The 18252-nt window shown below is 56.9% G+C and carries 18 protein-coding genes, 1 tRNA gene and 1 pseudogene; 11 read left to right on the top strand and 9 right to left on the bottom strand.

Annotated elements, in window-relative coordinates; translation table 11 throughout:
- Window positions 1-47 precede the first annotated feature (47 nt).
- The 3 genes from DSM107133_RS04250 to DSM107133_RS04240 are packed head-to-tail and all read left to right on the top strand — an operon-like array spanning window position 48 to window position 3006.
- On the top strand, window positions 48-419 hold the full coding sequence (locus DSM107133_RS04250; protein ID WP_114293550.1) for a hypothetical protein: 372 nt from the start codon (window positions 48-50) through the stop codon (window positions 417-419).
- Window positions 416-1657: a methyltransferase gene (locus DSM107133_RS04245; RefSeq protein WP_114293549.1), complete on the top strand. Its 1242-nt coding sequence runs from the start codon at window positions 416-418 to the stop codon at window positions 1655-1657. The genes DSM107133_RS04250 and DSM107133_RS04245 overlap by 4 nt, the downstream gene beginning before the upstream one ends.
- Window positions 1654-3006, top strand: coding sequence for a cytochrome P450 (locus tag DSM107133_RS04240; protein ID WP_162792031.1), 1353 nt, complete (start codon window positions 1654-1656; stop codon window positions 3004-3006). The genes DSM107133_RS04245 and DSM107133_RS04240 overlap by 4 nt, the downstream gene beginning before the upstream one ends.
- 171 nt (window positions 3007-3177) lie before the next feature.
- Here the strand turns inward: DSM107133_RS04240 and DSM107133_RS04235 are convergent, their stop codons facing one another.
- Window positions 3178-3477 carry a hypothetical protein gene (locus tag DSM107133_RS04235; protein WP_114293547.1) on the bottom strand — a complete coding sequence of 100 codons (300 nt, stop codon included), beginning with the start codon at window positions 3475-3477 and terminating at the stop codon, window positions 3178-3180.
- Between the two features lie 419 nt (window positions 3478-3896).
- Here DSM107133_RS04235 and DSM107133_RS04230 point away from each other — a divergent pair, with 419 nt between their 5' ends.
- Entirely contained in the window at window positions 3897-8015 is a 4119-nt protein-coding gene (locus DSM107133_RS04230; protein ID WP_114293546.1) for a Calx-beta domain-containing protein, read from the top strand.
- A 469-nt stretch (window positions 8016-8484) separates the two neighbouring features.
- Here the strand turns inward: DSM107133_RS04230 and DSM107133_RS04225 are convergent, their stop codons facing one another.
- Window positions 8485-9414, bottom strand: coding sequence for a hypothetical protein (locus DSM107133_RS04225; protein ID WP_114293545.1), 930 nt, complete (start codon window positions 9412-9414; stop codon window positions 8485-8487).
- A gap of 130 nt (window positions 9415-9544) precedes the next feature.
- Between DSM107133_RS04225 and DSM107133_RS04220 the strand changes: the two genes are divergently transcribed.
- Both DSM107133_RS04220 and DSM107133_RS04215 read left to right on the top strand, forming a co-directional pair.
- Window positions 9545-9967, top strand: coding sequence for an Arm DNA-binding domain-containing protein (locus tag DSM107133_RS04220; protein ID WP_240310519.1), 423 nt, complete (start codon window positions 9545-9547; stop codon window positions 9965-9967).
- A gap of 8 nt (window positions 9968-9975) precedes the next feature.
- Window positions 9976-10611: a hypothetical protein gene (locus tag DSM107133_RS04215; RefSeq protein WP_240310518.1), complete on the top strand. Its 636-nt coding sequence runs from the start codon at window positions 9976-9978 to the stop codon at window positions 10609-10611.
- A 545-nt stretch (window positions 10612-11156) separates the two neighbouring features.
- Here the strand turns inward: DSM107133_RS04215 and DSM107133_RS04210 are convergent.
- The gene (locus DSM107133_RS04210; protein WP_114293544.1) at window positions 11157-11387 is read right to left on the bottom strand and encodes a hypothetical protein; all 231 of its coding nucleotides are present in this window, start codon (window positions 11385-11387) and stop codon (window positions 11157-11159) included.
- Window positions 11388-11637: 250 nt separating this feature from the next.
- Complete coding sequence (locus DSM107133_RS04205; RefSeq protein WP_162792030.1) at window positions 11638-12387, bottom strand: hypothetical protein; 750 nt, start codon at window positions 12385-12387, stop codon at window positions 11638-11640.
- A gap of 114 nt (window positions 12388-12501) precedes the next feature.
- On the opposite strand from DSM107133_RS04205, the gene DSM107133_RS04200 reads away from it, so the two are divergent.
- From DSM107133_RS04200 to DSM107133_RS04180, 5 genes and pseudogenes are all read left to right on the top strand, one after another.
- A complete protein-coding gene (locus tag DSM107133_RS04200; protein WP_114293543.1) occupies window positions 12502-12882 on the top strand; it encodes a transposase in 381 nt (126 codons plus the stop codon).
- A complete protein-coding gene (gene tnpB / locus DSM107133_RS04195; RefSeq protein WP_108693086.1) occupies window positions 12879-13226 on the top strand; it encodes an IS66 family insertion sequence element accessory protein TnpB in 348 nt (115 codons plus the stop codon). Before DSM107133_RS04200 ends, tnpB begins: the two co-directional genes overlap by 4 nt.
- Window positions 13227-13288: 62 nt before the next feature.
- Window positions 13289-14902 (top strand): annotated as a pseudogene (locus DSM107133_RS04190) (IS66 family transposase).
- Window positions 14902-15198 carry a hypothetical protein gene (locus DSM107133_RS04185; protein WP_114293541.1) on the top strand — a complete coding sequence of 99 codons (297 nt, stop codon included), beginning with the start codon at window positions 14902-14904 and terminating at the stop codon, window positions 15196-15198. Before DSM107133_RS04190 ends, DSM107133_RS04185 begins: the two are co-directional and overlap by 1 nt.
- Window positions 15199-15383: 185 nt before the next feature.
- A complete protein-coding gene (locus DSM107133_RS04180; protein ID WP_114293540.1) occupies window positions 15384-15584 on the top strand; it encodes a hypothetical protein in 201 nt (66 codons plus the stop codon).
- A gap of 30 nt (window positions 15585-15614) precedes the next feature.
- Here DSM107133_RS04180 and DSM107133_RS04175 read toward each other — a convergent pair whose 3' ends face one another.
- The 5 genes from DSM107133_RS04175 to DSM107133_RS04155 all read right to left on the bottom strand — a co-directional run bounded on the left by DSM107133_RS04175 (window position 15615) and on the right by DSM107133_RS04155 (window position 18250).
- Window positions 15615-16070: a hypothetical protein gene (locus tag DSM107133_RS04175; protein WP_162792029.1), complete on the bottom strand. Its 456-nt coding sequence runs from the start codon at window positions 16068-16070 to the stop codon at window positions 15615-15617.
- A 248-nt stretch (window positions 16071-16318) separates the two neighbouring features.
- Window positions 16319-16393: transfer RNA gene (locus DSM107133_RS04170), tRNA-Phe, on the bottom strand.
- 83 nt (window positions 16394-16476) lie between these two features.
- Entirely contained in the window at window positions 16477-16659 is a 183-nt protein-coding gene (gene yacG / locus DSM107133_RS04165; protein ID WP_114293539.1) for a DNA gyrase inhibitor YacG, read from the bottom strand.
- Complete coding sequence (locus DSM107133_RS04160; protein ID WP_114293538.1) at window positions 16656-17678, bottom strand: ribonuclease E/G; 1023 nt, start codon at window positions 17676-17678, stop codon at window positions 16656-16658. The genes yacG and DSM107133_RS04160 overlap by 4 nt, the downstream gene beginning before the upstream one ends.
- On the bottom strand, window positions 17675-18250 hold the full coding sequence (locus DSM107133_RS04155) for a nucleoside triphosphate pyrophosphatase (RefSeq protein ID WP_114293537.1): 576 nt from the start codon (window positions 18248-18250) through the stop codon (window positions 17675-17677). The genes DSM107133_RS04160 and DSM107133_RS04155 overlap by 4 nt, the downstream gene beginning before the upstream one ends.
- Window positions 18251-18252 lie beyond the last annotated feature (2 nt).

Below are 18252 nucleotides of genomic sequence, written 5' to 3'. Positions count from 1 at the left end.
AGGTCGCGCTGTTTTGTGTTTCCTGAAGCAAATTCAGACAGGCAGGCATGTACAACATCCGACGCGAAATTCTGGCCGCTCTGGCGGCGATCGCCACGGGGTTGATCCTGTGGCGGGCGGCAATGGCCGTCGCGAAGCTGGTGGGGGGCGATGCAACTGCGTTTCTGGCCTTTCCGCTGAGTGTGATGCTGCCCGCGCTGGCCTTCGGGTTTCTTGTGACGCTGCGCGATCTGGCCTCGGATGAAGGGGCGCTGATGCAACTGGGGGCAATTATCCACCTTTTGCTGATCCTCGCCCTGCCCGGCTTTGCGCTGTATCTGGCCCTTGGGTTTCCGGTGGTGTTTCTGGTTGTCGAACTGTTCGAGGTTCACATGCCCAAGCGCCTCCGCGACATGCTAAAGCGCGGCGTTCTTAGATGATTTCCCTAAGCCTGCCCGAACCGTTCATGCTGGCCTTGCGATGGGGGCTGTTGCTGGGACCCATTGCCCTGGTGCTGGTCATTGTGCGCCTGCGCAACCCGTCGCAACGTGCGCGGATCGGCGGGCTGTTCGCATTTCTCTATGGTGTTTCCATGGTGTTTGTGACCCATTCACTCGCCATCTGGCTGGGCTGGTGGACCTATGGCTGGGAGTCCCTGATGCTGAACGGCTTGCCGGCGGATATCGTGATTGGTGGAGCTGTTCTGTTCGGGCCGGGGCTGTATTTTGCCTTTCCCGACACCCGACCAATAATGATTTGCCTGCCCATCGTGATCGGCCTGCACGCAACGATCTTTTCTTCGCTTGAGCCGCTTGTCTCTGCCGGCCCCTATTGGTTCGCGGGTGTTGTGTTTGTCTTTGTCACCGCCCATATCCCGGCCATCTATCTGGCGCAGTGGACAGCAGAAGACCGTTTTTTGCCGCTGCGCTGTATCTTGCTGGCGATCATGACCGGCGGGATGATCTTTGCGATCCTGCCGTCGCTGATCCTGCACGCCATGGGTGGATCGTGGGACCTGTCGGACCGCTCGGTGCTCAGCCTGACGCTGACTGCCGTTTTGCTGTGTGGCACCATTGTGATCGGTCTGTCGGCCAACCAGATGCTGTGCATTCAGGGCGCGGGCACGCCGATCCCGCTGGATCCGACACAGCGATTGGTGCGCACGGGGGTCTATGCCTATGTCTCGAACCCCATGCAGCTTTCTGCGGCGCTGGCCTGGGTGTTTCTGGGGACAATACTGGGCAATATCTGGATCATCCTGGCGGCACTGATGGCTTGGGTCTTTGTGCAGGGCATGGTGCGATGGCATCACCGGCACGACCTGCTGAAACGTTTCCCCGAGGGCTGGCCCGAATACAAGGCCAACGTGCCCGAGTGGATGCCAAGGTGGCAGCCATGGCTGCCCGACACGGCGGTGCTGGTCCTTGCTCCTCGTCACCGCAGGCTGCGCGCGCTGCTGTCGCACGCCACTGCGCTGGAGATCAGAACCGGCGAGGGGCGCGCGCGCTATGACAGCCCTGCCGAAATCCGGGGGTTTGACGGGGCGGCGGCCTGCCTAATGGCGCTGACGCATATCAACTTTGCATGGATGCTGGTGGCACAGACGGGGTTGTTGCTGGTGCTGGGGGTGCAATATTTTCGCAGCCTTCTGCCCAAACGTGCAGGTGCAGTTGCATGAGCGCCCCGCGCAGTACCGGAACCCAACCGGCACCCTGGCTGATTGGTATTGACCATCTGACCCAACTGAAACGCGATCAACTTGGCCTCTATGCCAGATTGCGGGCCACCCACGGCGATGTTGTGCGCCTGCGGCTTGGTCCCTACCGGTCGCATCTGCTGTTTCACCCCGACCACATCGAAGCATTGCTGACCCGGCAATGGGCCGCGTTCATCCGGTTTCGCAAGCTCACAACCGTGATCCGGCAATGGAACGGTGACAGCCTGTTGCTGGCCGAGGGCGATGCATGGCGCGCGCGTCGGCGCAAGGTGATGCCTGCGTTTCAAACCCGACGCCTGCCCGACTACGGCCAGATGGCCGTGCAGCAAACCGAGCAGCTGTGCGCAGAGCTGGCCCGGCGCGCCGAAAACGGCAGGGTCACATTTGACACCGATGCCACGATGGCGCGGCTGACACTTGATATCGCCGCGCGCACGCTTTTTGGCGCAGAGCCACGCGCCAACGGGGCCGAGATTGAACGGGCGATTCAGACGCTTTCGGAAACGGCGTTTCGCGAGTCGACCTCGCCAACAACCTTGCCCGACTGGCTGCCGATGGCCGCCAAACGGCGCAAGCGGTGGGCGATACAGGTGATGGATGATCTGGTGTCGGGGCTGGTGCGGGACCGGATCGAACGGGGCGCCAGCGGCGATCAAAGCGATTTGCTGAGCACTTTGATTGCCGAACATGACGGCGATTTCACCGAAGTGCGCAACGATGTGATGAGCCTGCTGATTGCGGGCCACGAGACCTCTGGCGCGCTGCTGAGCTGGCTTTTTGCGGCGCTTGCCACAGAAGCCGCATGGCTGGATGCTGTTCAGTCAGAGCTGGCGCAGGTGCTGTCGGGTCGGCCACCGAGCTTTGAAGATCTGGCCAAGCTGCCGATCCTGCGGGCGACCATAGACGAAACATTGCGGCTGTATCCGCCGGCCTACACGTTGTTTCTGCGTCAGGCGACAGAGCCTGTCGAATTGTTGGATCTGTCGCTGCGCACCGGCGATCTGGTGCAGATTATTCCCTATCTGACCCAACGCGATCCACGGTTTTTCGACGCGCCCGACCAATTTGACCCCGCGCGCTTTTTGCAGCCGCCAACCTGGCCGCAATTTGCCTATCTCCCGTTCGGGGCCGGACCGCGTGTGTGCATCGGGCAAAACTTTGGACTGATGGAAGCCTGTCTTGTGGCCGCGACCGTCTTGCAGCGGCTCACTCCGATGTCGCTGGAGGCAATGCCCCCGCCACTGGCCCGTTTTTCGTTGCGCCCCGATGGCGGCCTGCCGATGTCGTGGCAGGTGACGCCCTTGCTTTGACGCAGCCTGCTCGCAGCTGAAAAGTAGAGACACAAGGGCCATTCTCTGCAAGCTTTGGCGTTGCAACACGCCAACACAAGAGGGACCACCAGACGCCATACACCGCCCCGTCGGTGACCTCGGTCAAGGCCGCTGACGGGGGTTCTATTGCAAGGTTGAGATACAGGAGGGTCAGGGGGCCGAAGTGGCCAGCATCTCTCCGCCATAGGCATCCATCAACTCTGCTCCGAACTCCTCGGCACCTTCGGTGCGCAGGGCAGAAATATGGGCGATGGCGTCATCGCGCACCTGGCGGCTTGGATACACTGTTACGATGGCAAAACGGTCCAACTCTGCGTCAACAAGCATCGAGTGTTGCGCGCCCAAGGCCAGCAGACCCGGAAAGTACTTTCTTTCCATCAGGCCTTTTACATGTTGCAGGGTCTCAGTCTCGCCTGTGATCCGCCATGTGGTAATTGAAACGAAGCTCATTTGATCTTCCCCCACTGTAAAGATTCATACCACAGAACGGCGGCCTCGTCTTGTAAGACCGTCCTCTGAAAAGCATTTTTCGGAACATGGGCGTCGTTCAGACCTTTTCAACGCACCAAAAGGATGAATCGGATTGACGTATTCGGCCGAAACAACGGCGCATGAACGCCGGATTAATCCGTGGATACAGATCAGACAGAAATCGAATTCATACAAATATATTAAGTGGTTACAAAAAAATCAGGTCACAACACATCAAACCGTGACAGGTCCGGACCAAACTCTCGGCAAGACGTTTCTGAATCAGCGAATTTCTCGGGTTTGAAAGGATTGCCTCTTGCCTCTTGCCAGATTTTTTTTCTAACTTTCGCCAAAGATTTTTCACGGCTTCGAACAGATTAATAGGTGAGGTTTTCGGTATGCCAGTACTTTCTATTTCAAATGCCACGGTCGAAGAAGGCTATAATAACTTTCTGAGTTTTGAAGTTACCCTGTCAGAGCCTGCTCTCGATACCGTCTCGTTCTTCTATCGCGCGCTCGAAGGGACCGGCACCAGCGATGACCTCAATTACGGATTTGACTACAGCGACCGGACCTACGGCACCGTTGTTATGGCGCCGGGCGAGACCAGCGCGACGATCAGGATCGGCGTTACTTCCGATACATTGGATGAACGGGATGAAAGCATCATCCTCCAGCTGACCAATCTAAGCGAGAATGCCGAATTTGATGGCGGCGAGGCTGCGCTGCGGGCCACTGGTGTCATTTTTGATGATGACGGGGCTGGCTCGAACCTTTCGCTTCTTGTCTCGGACCCTGCCATCAAAGAGGGGGATCAGGGGACCAAAGAGGCCGTTTTCGAGGTGCGCCTGTCGCAGCCCGCAACAAGCGCATTCTCCGTCAATTACAGCACGAAGGATATTTCAGCCGCAGCAGGCTCTGACTATGTTGCGCGTTTCGGCACGCTGGATTTTGCGGTTGGCGAACAGGTCAAACTGGTCAGCGTGCAGGTGCTTGGCGATACCACCGCCGAGCAGACAGAAAGTTTCGCGCTTGTCCTCGACAGCCCGTCGTCTCCGTCGGTCGGCACTGACGGCCTTGTGGGCGAAGCAACGATCCGCGACGATGATTCCGGCGCGGGGCCCGTGGTTTCGGTGTCCAACGCGGTCGCGGTCGAAGACCATAACGAGTATCTGAGTTTTGAAGTGACCCTTTCAGAGGCTGCTCTGGACACCGTCACACTTAGCTATCGTGCGTTAGAGGGCACAGCAAACAGCGATGATCTGAACTATGGCTATGATTACAATGGCCGGACATATGGCACGATCGAATTCGCACCGGGTGTCACCAGCAAGATTATCTATATTCAGGTCGAAGGTGACGGTGCCGACGAACGCGACGAAAGCGTTGTCTTGCAACTTACCAACCTGAGTGAAAACGCCAGCTTTGCCGGCGGCGAAGATGTTCTGCGCGCCACAGGCGTTATTCTGGACAACGACGGGACAGGCCCCAACCTGTCTGTTCTGGTGTCTGATCCCGTCCTTGTCGAAGGCGACAGCGGCGCCAAAGAGGCTGTTTTCGAAGTGCGTCTGAGCCGCCCTGCGACCGAGGCTTTTTCCGTCAGCTACGAAACCCGTGATATCACCGCAACGGGCGGCACCGATTATGTCATGCGCAACGGTCTGTTGAACTTTGCCGCCGGTGAAGAGGTGAAAACGGTCAGTGTCTCGGTGCTGGGCGACGCTTTGGCCGAAGCAACCGAAAGCTTTGCGCTGGTGGTTGGTCAACCGTCTACGGGAACCGTCAGTGTTGATGGACTTGGCGGTGTGGCAACGATCAGGGATGATGACACCGGCACCGGGCCCGTCGTTACAGTACACGATGCCGTCGCGGTTGAAGATCACAACGAATATCTGAGCTTTGAAGTCACGCTGTCCGAAGCATCGTTGCAGCCTGTCAGCATGAATTACCGTGCACTCGCAGGGACCGGCAACAGCGACGATCTGAATTGGGGGTTGGATTACAATGATCGAACTTCTGGCACGATCGAATTCGCACCGGGTGTCACCAGCAAGATTATCTATATTCAGGTTGAAGGCGACAACGTCGACGAACGCGACGAGAGCATTTATCTGCGATTGACCGACCTGAGCGAAACCGCACGATTTGCCGGTGGTGAAAGCCGCATTCAGGCCACGGGTATCATCCACGACAATGACGGCGCAGGGTCAAATCTGGCGTTACTGGTGTCTGATCCTGCTTTGATCGAAGGCGACTCAGGGTCCAAATACGCTGTGTTCGATATTCGCCTGTCCAGTGCCCTTTCCGACCCGCTGACCGTCAATTATCAGACCAAGGACATCACCGCCGTGGCGGGGTCGGATTATTTCGCCAGGATCGGATCGGTGAACTTTGCACCGGGCGAGCTTGTAAAATCCGTGCGTGTCGAGGTGATCGGTGATGCGACAGCCGAGTTGAATGAAAGTTTCGCCCTGATCGTCGAAGCCCCCGACACGCTGAGTCTGGATGCAAACGGGTTGGTCGGCGAAGCAACCATTATGGACGATGATACCACGCCCGGACCTGTGATCTCGGTCGCGAATGCGTTCGCCCTTGAAGGGCATAATGAGTATCTGGCTTTTGAGGTGTCCCTGTCCGAAGCCTCGACAAGCGAGGTTACAGTTGACTACCGCGCGCTGGAAGGGACCGGAGAGGGCAGCGATCTGAACTATGGTTTCGACTATTCCGGTCGCACCGTGGGGTCGATCACCATTGCACCGGGTCAGACCACGCGCCGGATTTATATCCAGACCGAAGGCGACAGCGACGACGAACGCGACGAGACCATCATGATGGAATTGTCGAATGCGGTCGGCGCCAGTTTTGCGGACGGAGCCGCGAGCGTGCAGGCGGTGGGCTTTATCCTGGACAATGACGGGCTTGGCCCGAACCGCGCGGTTTCGGTGGCACCGGCCATCACCCGTGAAAAAGGCGGTGACGTTGCCGAGTACGAGATTCCGATCCTGATGTCTCAGGCTGCCTCTGTCGCACTCAGCTTTGATGTTGCGGCCGTCGACCAGACGGCGGTTCTGGGGCAGGATTACCGGCTGCTCGACAGCAGCATCACCTTCCTGCCCGGTGAAACCAGCACTGCCGTGCGCGTTCAAATCCTGGGGGATGCGCTTGACGAAAACACGGAGACATTTGCCCTGTCCGTGACCTTGCAAGAGGGCATGCCCTTTGTCGGCTCTGTCCCAGCGGGCATTGTGACCATTCTGAACGGCCCGAGAATCCCGACCCCCGGCGACGATGTGCTGGAAGGCACCAGTGGCCCGGACGTGATTGATCTGCTTGCCGGAGACGATTTTTACAACGGGCTGGGCAGCGACGACCTGGTGCGTGGTGGCAGCGGCAATGACACGATCATAGGTGGCGAGGGATCAGACACGCTGTACGGTGAGGCCGGAAATGATCTCCTGATTGGCGGGCAGAGCACAAACGCCGTGAGCACGCCGGGTGGTCAGGTTTACCGCATCTACCGCGCCACCCTGGATCGCGCACCCGATACCGGCGGATTCGAAGGCTGGGTAGATCGCCTTGAGAGCGGCACGAACAGCATCGTGGAGATTGCCACCGGCTTTGTCGCCTCGCGTGAATTCCAGAATGTTTATGGCAGTCTGGACAACACCGGCTTCGTCAACCTGCTGTATAACAATGTTCTGGGGCGCGCCGCAGACAGCGCGGGACTGGCGGGTTGGCTGCAACAACTGGATGACGGAACATCTCGACAGCAGGTCGTGATCGGATTCTCGGAAAGCGCCGAATTCAAGGCAGGAACGGCCACCGAAGCCAATACCTATACCAACGCTTTGTCCGGTCGGGCACAGTCGGAATTTCTTGACGATGTGTTCCGTCTGTATCGTGCGACGCTGGACCGTGATCCCGACCAGCGCGGGCTAGAAAGCTGGAGTACGCTGCTTTCTGAAGGTCAGGCATATCCTTCCATTGCGGGCGGTTTCACCAATTCAACCGAGTTCCGCAACACCTATGGGGCGCTCGACAACAACGGATTCGTTGATCTCTTGTATCAGAACGTGCTGGACCGTGCCGCCGATGCAGGCGGTCTGGAGGCGTGGCTTGAACAGATGTCGAATGGGCTGTCACGCGAAGGCGTGGTTCAGGGCTTTGCCCAAAGTCGCGAATTCATCAACAAGACGGCGGCCCCATTCACAGCCTATATGAAAGCTGTTGAGGGCGACGTATTTGATGGCGGCCCGGGGAACGACAGAATGGCAGGTGGCATCGGCGCCGATACCTTTGTCTTTGACGCCAGTGAAAAAGGGTCAAATGTCATTCTTCAACTGGATGATTGGGATACGCTTCAATTCGACAGCTTTGGTTACAGTTCCGCGCAAGACGTGCTTGCCAACACCACCTTCTCTGCGGCCGAGGCGCAGTTTGCCGATCAGGGGGTGGTGATCAAATTTGCAGGCGCTGATCTGGAGACCATGCAAAACGTTGATTATCTCTTTGGGTAAGAGCGTTGCTTGCTTGGGGTGAAAGGAACGGCTGTCAGGGGCCGTTCCAGCACCGATGACCGCAGTCAGCTTGCTTGAACAATGCACAAACTGTTGATTTTCGCCCGACAAGACCTGTTCTGGTGTGATTTGTCTCGTTCAACATGTGTCAGGACGCACCACATCGCCAGGCAAGCGGCAAGGGTGGACGGAAGGATGGATGAAAAAGTCATCGACGCGATAAGCGCCTGAAATTTATCTATTTTTTGAAAAATAGTGGTGCCCGGGGGCGGAATCGAACCACCGACACGAGGATTTTCAATTTTCCTTAGCCTCTGTGCAGACCGAAGCGCAGCACCCCATTCTGACGCAAAAATGGATTGAAGTCATGAAGTTGAGCGTTCCAGCCTATTCTACCTTCTTTCAAGTCGAGGCAATCAAGCGCAGGAATATTTGCCCCCATGAGGCACCCAGGGGCGCGGCTCCCTTCTCAGCTCTTTGGTGAAGTCCACGTATTGATTGGTCCATTTGCCTTTTCCAACAAGGAAATGTTCAAGGCGCTGAGGTATTGGTCCAAAAAGCACTCGATGGACTGAAGGTGGTGCAACTCAACTTGCAAGGGTTCGCCCTCTTTGAAATCGAACGTCATTGCCGTTGGTATGGAGCAGTAATCCGCTAGTTCTGGCGACACGCTTGGCGCGCTGTGCACAATCAGGTTACGTAGCTCCGAGAACATCTTTACCGTGGCACACCAATCGCTCACATCAGTGTGTTTATACGTGCTGGGGCGAAGCAATGAGGCCTCTTTCCAGTAGTGCTCCATCACCGAAAAAAGGCCATTGTAAATCTTCTTTCTGCGCCAGTTCTTGTACCTTTCGTCCCAAGCTGTTTCCCACGCCTCGGGGTTCTTTTCTCGGTCACGAAACAGCTTTCGCATTGGTTTGTTGTCTGGCCCCTTGATGAAATTTTCAGGGTTGTGACGTAGGTAAATTTCGAAAGCCTCGAAGACGATGTCTTCAATTGAACCGACCAAATCCGCGACGCCATACGCAGCAACCAGTTCTGTAGATTGCTGGTAATGAGAAGCAGCTTGTTTGCCGGACCAAACGGCTAGAGGTACGTGAACAGCTTTGCCGTAAACACTTCTCATAGTGACGGTCTGGAGAGCCTTCTCATCTGGCAAAGCACTGTAGTGGTCCTCAGCGATGCACATCGCATTGATGGTGATGGCCCAACGCAAGTAGATGCTTCGTGACAGGTTTTTCCAATCACCGATTTTCGCGGTTGTTTCTTCTATCCACTTTTCTGCTGGGTCATCTGTGCGATGGATGAAGTTGGTGACGCCACCTTCCTCGTCGGAAGGTAGTTTCTCAAAGTGCTTTTGCGGGACAAAAAGTGCTCTCTGTCTAATGCTCGTCATTGGTCACCTAATACTTCCTTTGCGTCAGGTTTGCAGACTGCTTCACACAGTCAAGAGCAGTTTCAGAAAAGGCTATTGCACTTCAAACCATACCCTGACACGCGGATTCTGGGTGTCTTACGATGTCTGCATGAAACAGATGCTGACAACCAAATCGCTCGACGCGATGCCCCCCGCGACCATCAAACGGTACGAGGTCCGCGACCAGAAAGTAAATGGCCTGCATGTGCGTGTGTCGACCACAGGTGCCAAGGTGTTCTACACGTTGGTCCGACCGAACGGTGCGCGCAGACGCGTTAAAATCGGCCCCTATCCTGTGGTCTCCCTTGCCGATGCTAGACGCCGCGCGATGGAAATCGCCCGTGATGTCGAGTTGGGCGAGTTCGACAAGCCCCCCGAAGTTTCCGAGGCATCGGCCCTGACGCTGGGTGAGATGATCCCCAAGTTCATCGAGCTTCATGCCAAGCCCAACACCAAGGACTGGAAGCGCACCGAGACCCGTCGCGAATTCGCGTTCAGGGTGATTTCCTGTCGCTCGACGAGAAGGGGCTGAATGCCCTCATGCGCGAGGTGAAGCGCAAGCCACCGGACCTTCTGATCCTTGACCCCTTGTTCGCCTACATTCCGGCAGGGCAGGATATCTACAAGCCAAATGTGATCCGACAGCTTTTGTCTTTCCTAAAAGACATAGCGGAGGCTGGTGAAACAGCCGTGGTGATCATTCGGCACCTGACGAAGGCCAAGCACAACAAGGCCATATATCAGGGGGGTGGTTCCATGGATGTGATCGGCGCGGCGAGATCGGCGTTTCTGGTGTGCGAACACCCCAACGACAGTTCGACCAAGCTGATAGTGCACATCAAGCACAACATTGCCGTTCGCGGGCAAACGCAGAGTTATGAAATCGTCGGAGAAGATGGCGGCGGGGCATCCATTAATTGGCTGGGGCCGTCAGACATCACGATTGACGACTTGATCTCTTCCGAAGGCGCTCCGCGAATTTCGGCGCTGGACGAAGCGACCCAGTTTCTGCGCGTGTTTCTCAAGAACGGGCCGGAACCGTCAACCAAAGTGGAGAAAGAGGCTGCGGCACGCGACATAGCCCCTAAGACCTTGGAACGCGCAAGGCGCGCTCTAGGAGTCAGATCTAAGAAGAAGGGGAAAGGCTGGTTCCTATCCTTGCCAGACGAAGAATGACCACAGGTAGGAAGTGAAGTGCGCCAAGAACGCCAACATCGCCATCGATAATTTCGGCGCACTTCGCCCCCAAGATCGCCACGATCATGCATGACGCCCTTGGCGATCTTGACGATCTTGATATCGGCTAGGGGCCGAAAATCTCGGCAGTCCGTATGACCGCTTGTCCGTCCACAGGGTGCGCGCTGATAAAAAAAGGCCTCCCCCTATCCCCCTGTGGTCACCTTTCACCAATGCCTCAACAGACGAGGCCAAAAGCGCCCGAGACCGACACGCGGACTATTGATCAGGCTGTTGGATGGGAGACGGACCCAAATAGCTGAGTCTTTTCAATCGGTCCGCATTCGGGTTCATCTGAGTGGGTGCTTTCGGGTGCCGCATGGGTGGGTTTACTCATTGGCTAGACTGTCCACGGCGGCATTTTGCAATTCGTTCGACCACGTGAATGGGCCATGCAGCGTTGGCACTAATTGACGGAATTCTACCATCGAAGTATTGGGTGCTGCTTGGGTGGATCGGCACCCCATGTTTGCGCGCTTGTGACATCAGTTTTGCTCCCAGCCTTTGCGGTGGAAATGGCGCAGTACGATGGCACGGTTGTACAGGGGAAAGCCGATCCACAAACCATTGGCTGTGATTAGCGATAAGATCGACCACAGGAACATCCCTTTGAACAGATAGTAGAGCGGACCGAAAAGTAGACACCACAGCCTGTGCCAGTTGCCGAGAATGACCTTGTCCTGCCCGTTGAATTTCCATGTTGCCCGAATGACCATTGTGGTCTCCTTTGCTGGTTGCGGTTGCAACAGCGCAATAAGATCGAGCAGTGGTGGGCGTCAGGGTAATTCCTAGATCATTGAACGTCTGAGCAGCGCACAGGGGCCAGCACTGGCGTCAGCGGCGCTTTCATCGCAACACGTCGTTCGTCACGGTCACGAGGCCCTCTGGCTCAATGTAACACGGCCACGCGCGCTTATCGCTGTGTATGCTGGGGCTTAGTTAGGGCTGCTGTTCGAACGGTGAAAACTACGAAAACCTATCCGCCACGTACTTTTCTTTTCTGTCATTAATCAAATTGAGACTGTCAAAAATATTCTGGCTAGGTTGTTCAGTACCACAACCAGCGACAAGCAAAATTAGTTGTCCGTAATCGATAGCGGCTACTAACAACCGCTCCGCTTGAAATGAATCTCCACCGTAAACCCCGGCCAAATTCAGTCCAACCATTCCATCGGTACGCTGATCGTCAATTTTCAAGCCGGGTAGGATTGACTTCGGATTGGGATGGGCACCAAAATCAATAGATTGGCTGTATGCCGTATTGATCCAGTCTTCTGTTCCCGACCATACGAAAGAGCGCTTAACAAGATGCTTTGCAGTGTCTTTTACAGCTGATGTGAATGCCCTTCTTGATTTTCGATGCGCCTTCTCTTCCCTATTTCTATCTAACCAGACTTGTTCCAACTCTGGTTGTGCCCAAATGTTGTACGCATAGCAGGCAGCCTCTAGGGATGTCCGAAACAGTGGGAAAGCTGACGCTGAGTGCCCGGTTGTTGCCACACGTATTGAGGTTAGCCATGTCATCAACGACGAGATGTTGAGCAAACCTTGGCTCGGCCCCCAGCCATCGCTGATCGACGGCAATTCAGTGACAAAAATTGTATGTATCTGCTCCAATATTCGCATGGCATCGATGTGGGATGTTAGAGCCAATTGAGTGCTGGCCTCTGCCAGATTGAAATAGCTTTCAAATGACGGTGTGGTTTCAAATTTCACGACGAGTGTACCTTGGTAACCGCGCCATTGGCACCGCCTGCCTGAGGCTGGGGCGATGATCTAAGAGACGTCGTTAAAGACGTCATTAGCGACGTCTCTTATGCGGGGTCTGGAATGCGTGGCGAAATTCTTGGGGCGGAGCGGCGACGCTTTTGGCATGACGACGACAAGCTTGAGATTGTCGGGTCGGTTGGGATTGCCGGGGCGAGCGTGACGCAGGTTGCGCAGCGCCATGAGATTAAGCGACAACAGATTTACGCGTGGCGACATGAACTGAAGAAAAAAGGCTTGTGGTCGCCCGATGCCGGGGCGCTTTTCTTGCCGTTGGACATGCCCGTGACTGCAGGGGTGCCGGTGGCGCAGGCACCGGTCGCTGAACTGCCGCCTCCAGTTGCTGTTGAATTGCGCCTGCGTGGCGGGCGCAGTTTGCATTTTGAAAGCACGGTCGATCCGGCTGCGCTGTCGGGCCTGATCCGCGCGGTGGAAGGGGCATGATCGGCCCGGGCACCGGTGTGCGTGTGTATCTGGCCTGCGGTGTCACGGATATGCGCAAGGGGATCGCAGGGCTGGCGGCGCTGACCCAGGACGTGTTGCGACAAAAGCCTACCAGTGGGGCGGTGTTTGCGTTTCGAGGCCGTCGGGGTGACCGGATCAAGCTTCTGTTCTGGGATGGGCAAGGGTTTTGCCTCTATTACAAGGTGCTCGAACGAGGCCGTTTCCCTTGGCCAAATGCCCAGGATGGGGCGATGCGGCTGACCTCGGCGCAGCTTGCGATGTTGTGGGAAGGGATCGACTGGCGGCGTCCCGATTGGGGTGCTCCGCCGGCGCGCGTGGGGTGATTGTGCGCTAGGATTCACGTTATTTATATGGCGTTTTAACCTGACTTTTGGTAGTCAGGCGCATGTCGAAACACGCCGAAAACCTCCCCGATGACCCCGCTGTGTTGAAGGCGATGATCGCGGCTTTGCAAGCGGAGAATGCCAAGATATCGGCTACGTTGCGGGTTCATGACCAGCTGGTTCAGGCGCTTCGCCTGCGGATCGCCAAGTTGCAGAAACTGGCCTTTGGCAAATCCTCGGAAAAGATCGAGCGCGAGATCGAACAGTTGGAACTGGCGCTGGAAGATTTATTGGTCGCGGTGGCTGAAGGCGATGAAGCCCCCATCGACGAAGGGCAGGATGAACCGTCACCAGACACTGCTGATGCGCCCGCTTTGCGCCGCCGACCACGGGTTTCGGATACGACCCCGCGCGAGCGTCGTGAACTGGACCCCGGCACCTGCTGCCCTGACTGCGGCGGCGACCTGCGCGTGGTAGGCGAGGATGTCAGCGAATTGCTGGACATGATCGCCGCCCAGATGAAGGTGATCCAGATCGCCCGGATCAAGAAATCCTGTCGCCGTTGTGAGCGGATGGTGCAGGAACCGGCCCCCAGCCGTCCGATCCCGGGCAGCATGGCAGGGCCGAACCTGCTCGCACATGTGCTGGTCTCGAAGTTTGACGACCACCTTCCGTTATATCGCCAACACGAGATCTTCGCGCGAATGGGGGCAGACATTCCCGAAAGCACGCTGGTAGGCTGGTGTGGCCGCGCCATGAAAACCCTGTCGCCGCTGATCGAGCGGATCGAGGCTGACATCATGGCCAGCGACCTGCTGCATGCGGACGACACACCCATCCGGGTGCTGGATCGCTCTTTGCGCGACAAGGGGCTTGGCAAAGGGGTTAAACAAGGCCGGATCTGGGCCTATGTGCGCGATCAACGCCCTTGGGCGGGGGCATCGCCACCGGGTGCTGTCTATCGCTTTGCGCCAGACTGGAAGGAAGAGCATGTTCTCGGCCATCTGGCCAACGCCCGCGGCATCCTTCAGGCTGACGGCTACAAGGGTTATGCCAAGCTCTATGAGCCTGACCCCGATGGCACGCGGCGTTTACGCTAGGCGGCCTGTTGGGCTCACCTGCGCCGAGACTTCCACGATTTTTGGGCCTCGACCAAGTCCGAGATCGCCCGCGAGGCACTCGACCGGATCGGCAAGTTCTACGATATTGAACGAGACATCAACGGTCAGCCCGCTGACGTCCGTTATGCGACGCGTCAAAAGCTCAGCCGCCCACAAGTCGAGGCCTTCTTTGTCTGGTCCGAACAACAGCTTCTGCGCATCCCGGGTAAAAGCGACCTGGCCAAAGCCTTCCGCTACGGCCTCAGTCGACAGGAGGCCTTCAGCCTATTTCTGACCGATGGACGTGTGGCCATCGACAACAACCCTGCTGAACGTGCCCTGCGACCGATTGGAATTGGACGTAAGAATTGGTTATTTGCAGGGGCAGATACCGGTGCGGAAACCTTGGCCCGCGCTATGACCATCATCGAAACGGCCAAGCTCAACGGCCTTGACCCGCTGGCCTATCTGGCTGACATCTTCGACCGTATCCACGATCACAAGATCAACCGGCTGGATGAACTGCTGCCGTGGAATTGGGTGCCGCTGGCAACTGCACAATCAAAGGCCGCCTGATGGCTGCGGTGACCCATGTTTGCACTATCGATTACGTCGCCAGAATGTTGGGTGAGGATGCCGAACTTCTTGAAGCGATCATCTACAACGACGACAACCTGACCTATGGAAACATCGTCAGCATCTACGTCGGACCCGACGAAACAATCACCGCACTGACCGATGACGGGATCGAAGAGTTGAAGGAAATGATCCGCGCCGCTCGCATCACCAACAAAACATGGCATGAGTTCCTTGATAACTTCGTGGATGACACCGATCTGGTGACACGCATCAAAGCTAAATCACTGCGGTAGCAATGGGGCGGTTACGTACCTTGGCGTGTTTACGTACGTCCAATTATCGCTTTCTTGAGTTCTTGACCATCCCAACAAGTGCAACATTCAATACCTCAGTATACTCTACGGATTTTGTGGGGTTATCCCTGACATGCCTGCCGACCTCGTCTTATCGATCCGCATCAGAAACCTAGGAGATCGACATGTCCGACATCATCACGCTGAAAACCCTTTGCGAAGAACTCAAAATCGACCCACGAGAAGCTCGCGAAAAGCTACGCGCCGCCGCAAGAGACGCTAAGTCACATCCCGAACTAGCAAAGGCTCGCACGCCACGTTCTCCTTGGCAGTGGTTGAAGGGATCCGCTGCGCACAAGGAAGCGGTTGTAGCGCTAGAAAGATAATGAGAAACGAAACCCACATAGAATTTTTGGTTAGGCGGCTTGGAAAAGCCTCCTGATTTCTTTCGCTGAAGCAGAGGGGATGTCCAGAGCTTCAATATTTTGACGTCTTATCCATATTCGCGCTTCATCCTGAGACATATCCACACGCCTTCCCTTTTTTGCTTTGATAAAGAGGCTGCGAGCGCGCTCATGCAACTGTGTCGAAATTTGATTGACCAAAACGGCATCGCTGTCAGCAAGAGCTCGTTGAATCCTGTCGTGAGCGGATGTGATCTCAGACCGGGGTAGGCAAAAGGAAACGATCTGATGATACAAGACCTCAAGGAACTCGTCGAACGTCTGTTTTCCGTCTTTAAATGCAATGTAACTACAGCGGACGTCAATGTGATCACCAAGTGCATCGGTATCATAGTTCAGATGGCGTATTCGGCTCGATAGCCTATTAAAGTTACCTAAGAAAGTTTCAAGTTGTTCTGTTAATAACATTGCTGCTCAATGGAGCCTGCCTGCAATGAGACTTTCTCCGCTCATGGTTGAATTCCATGTCAACACTTCAACAGTTTCGCTTAGTAATCAAGAGAATAAGCCCAAGCGGCTAACCGTATGAGAAATATTTGGACGGGCCTGCTGAGATGGAGGCACGAAGTTACACCCATACGGCACCCAAGTTTATGAATGCGATAATCAACCCGCAGTCTAGATCTGCAATGTTACTTTAATAACAGGTAGTTAAATGGTGCCCGGGGGCGGAATCGAACCACCGACACGAGGATTTTCAATCCACTGCTCTACCCCTGAGCTACCCGGGCACGGGTGATTGCATTGCAATCTGGGTGAGGCGGTTTCTAGGGGGGTTGGCGCGTGGTGTCCAGAGGCTTTTTGACCAATCTGGTCAATGAGGTTTCCGTGTCTCTTGTTCCAGCGCATCCAGCGCTTTTTCAATGTCCTCAGGGTCGTTTGATGGCAGGGCATAGTCGCCGCTTACCCAGCGGCCCAGGTCGATGTCTGCGCAGCGGCGCGAACAGAAGGGGCGGTATTTGTGGACGGTTTCGGATTTGCAGATCGGACAGGTCATGCGGCCTCGGGTGGCAATGGCGCGCGGGCGCGCTTGCGTTGCAGTTCCATGTGGCCCAGCGGGGTCCATCCCACCAGCGCCGTTTCAATCGTGTCGCCGCGCAGGGCGGCCCGCAGCGCACTTTCAAAGGTGCGGCGGTCTTTCTTGGGCATGGGGGCCAGATCCATCACAATCTGACCACCAAGGCCACGCACCCGCAGCGCTGTGGGCAGGGCGCGGGCCGCGGACAGGTTCGCCTTTAGCCCTCCTGCCAGCGAGGCGTCGTTGCCGGTGTTCACGTCCACTGCGACCAGCGCGCGGGTTTCCTCGACATACATCGACGCACCGCCGCCCAGATCGACCCAGGCCCCACGGGCCGCGTCGATCGCATCCAGCACGCTGTGCGTCTCAAAACCGCCCGCGTCGGTGACCACATCCGCCGGATCGGTCCAGTCGCGCCAGGCCAGAATATGCGGGCCGTCGCCTTCGCTCAGCACTTCGGCTCCGTGGCCATCATCGCCCAGCACGGTTTCGGCCAAATCTGCCATTGCCAGAATATCGTCCGCAATGTCGTCGGCCTCTGCCCCCACGCAGCTTGACCGCAGAATCAGACCCATTTCGCGGCCTTCCATCGCCTCGTGGGCGATTTCCAGCAGCGTGTCACGCAGGTCATCCTCGCGAATCGACCGCGAGATGTTCAGGCCCGGCGCATCGGGCGTGACAATCGCATAGCGGCTTTTGAACAGCAGCTTTTGTGTCACCGGTATCGCCTTGCCCGGCTCGGCATAGCCCGATACCTGCACCAAGATCTCCTGACCCGGTGCCAGCCCCTTGATCTGGCGCAGGTATGCGCTGCCATCCGGGGTTTTCAGGAACATGCCGCCCTGCCCTTTCACGGGCTTGTCGGCAATCGCACGGTACACCGTGCCGGGGCGCGGGGCGTCGCTGTCGATGATCAGGTCGTGCAGCTTGCCATCAACCATCAGCGCGGCGGCTTCGGCCCCGTCCAGATGGTCCAGAATGATCGTATTGCCCTTCATGTGCTCCCCCAGAGCTTGACGCCGGCCGCGGTCAGCAGCCCTGCGGTTTCGGCCAGCGGCAGGCCGACAATGCCGGTGAACGACCCGGAAATCCACGGAATCAGCGCACCGGCCGGTCCCTGGATGCCATAGCCGCCCGCCTTGCCCTGCCAGTCGCCGGTGGCAAGGTATCCGTTCACTTCCTCGTTCGACAGAACCTTCATGCGCACGATGCTGACCACGTCGCGTTCCCACAACCGGTCGCCCCGGCGCACGGCCACAGCGGTAACCACACGGTGGCGGCGGCCCGACATCGCCCACAGGAACGCAGCCGCCTCGGCCGCATCCGCAGGTTTGCCCAGAATGCGCCGCCCCAGCGCCACGGTGGTGTCCGCACACAACACGACGTCATCCGCATCCGCTGTGACGGCGGCGACCTTTTCACGGGCCATCCGCTGACAATACGGGCGCGGCAGTTCGCCAGCCATTGGGGTTTCATCGATATCCGGCGCGCGGATGTCGTCAGGCACAACGCCAATTTGTCCGAGAAGCTCTTTGCGTCTCGGACTGCCTGATCCCAGTACGAAGGCCACGT

It is taken from the genome of Pseudosulfitobacter sp. DSM 107133, assembly GCF_022788695.1.
Lineage (GTDB): Bacteria > Pseudomonadota > Alphaproteobacteria > Rhodobacterales > Rhodobacteraceae > Pseudosulfitobacter.
This window is presented reverse-complemented; position numbering and strand designations above follow the sequence as displayed.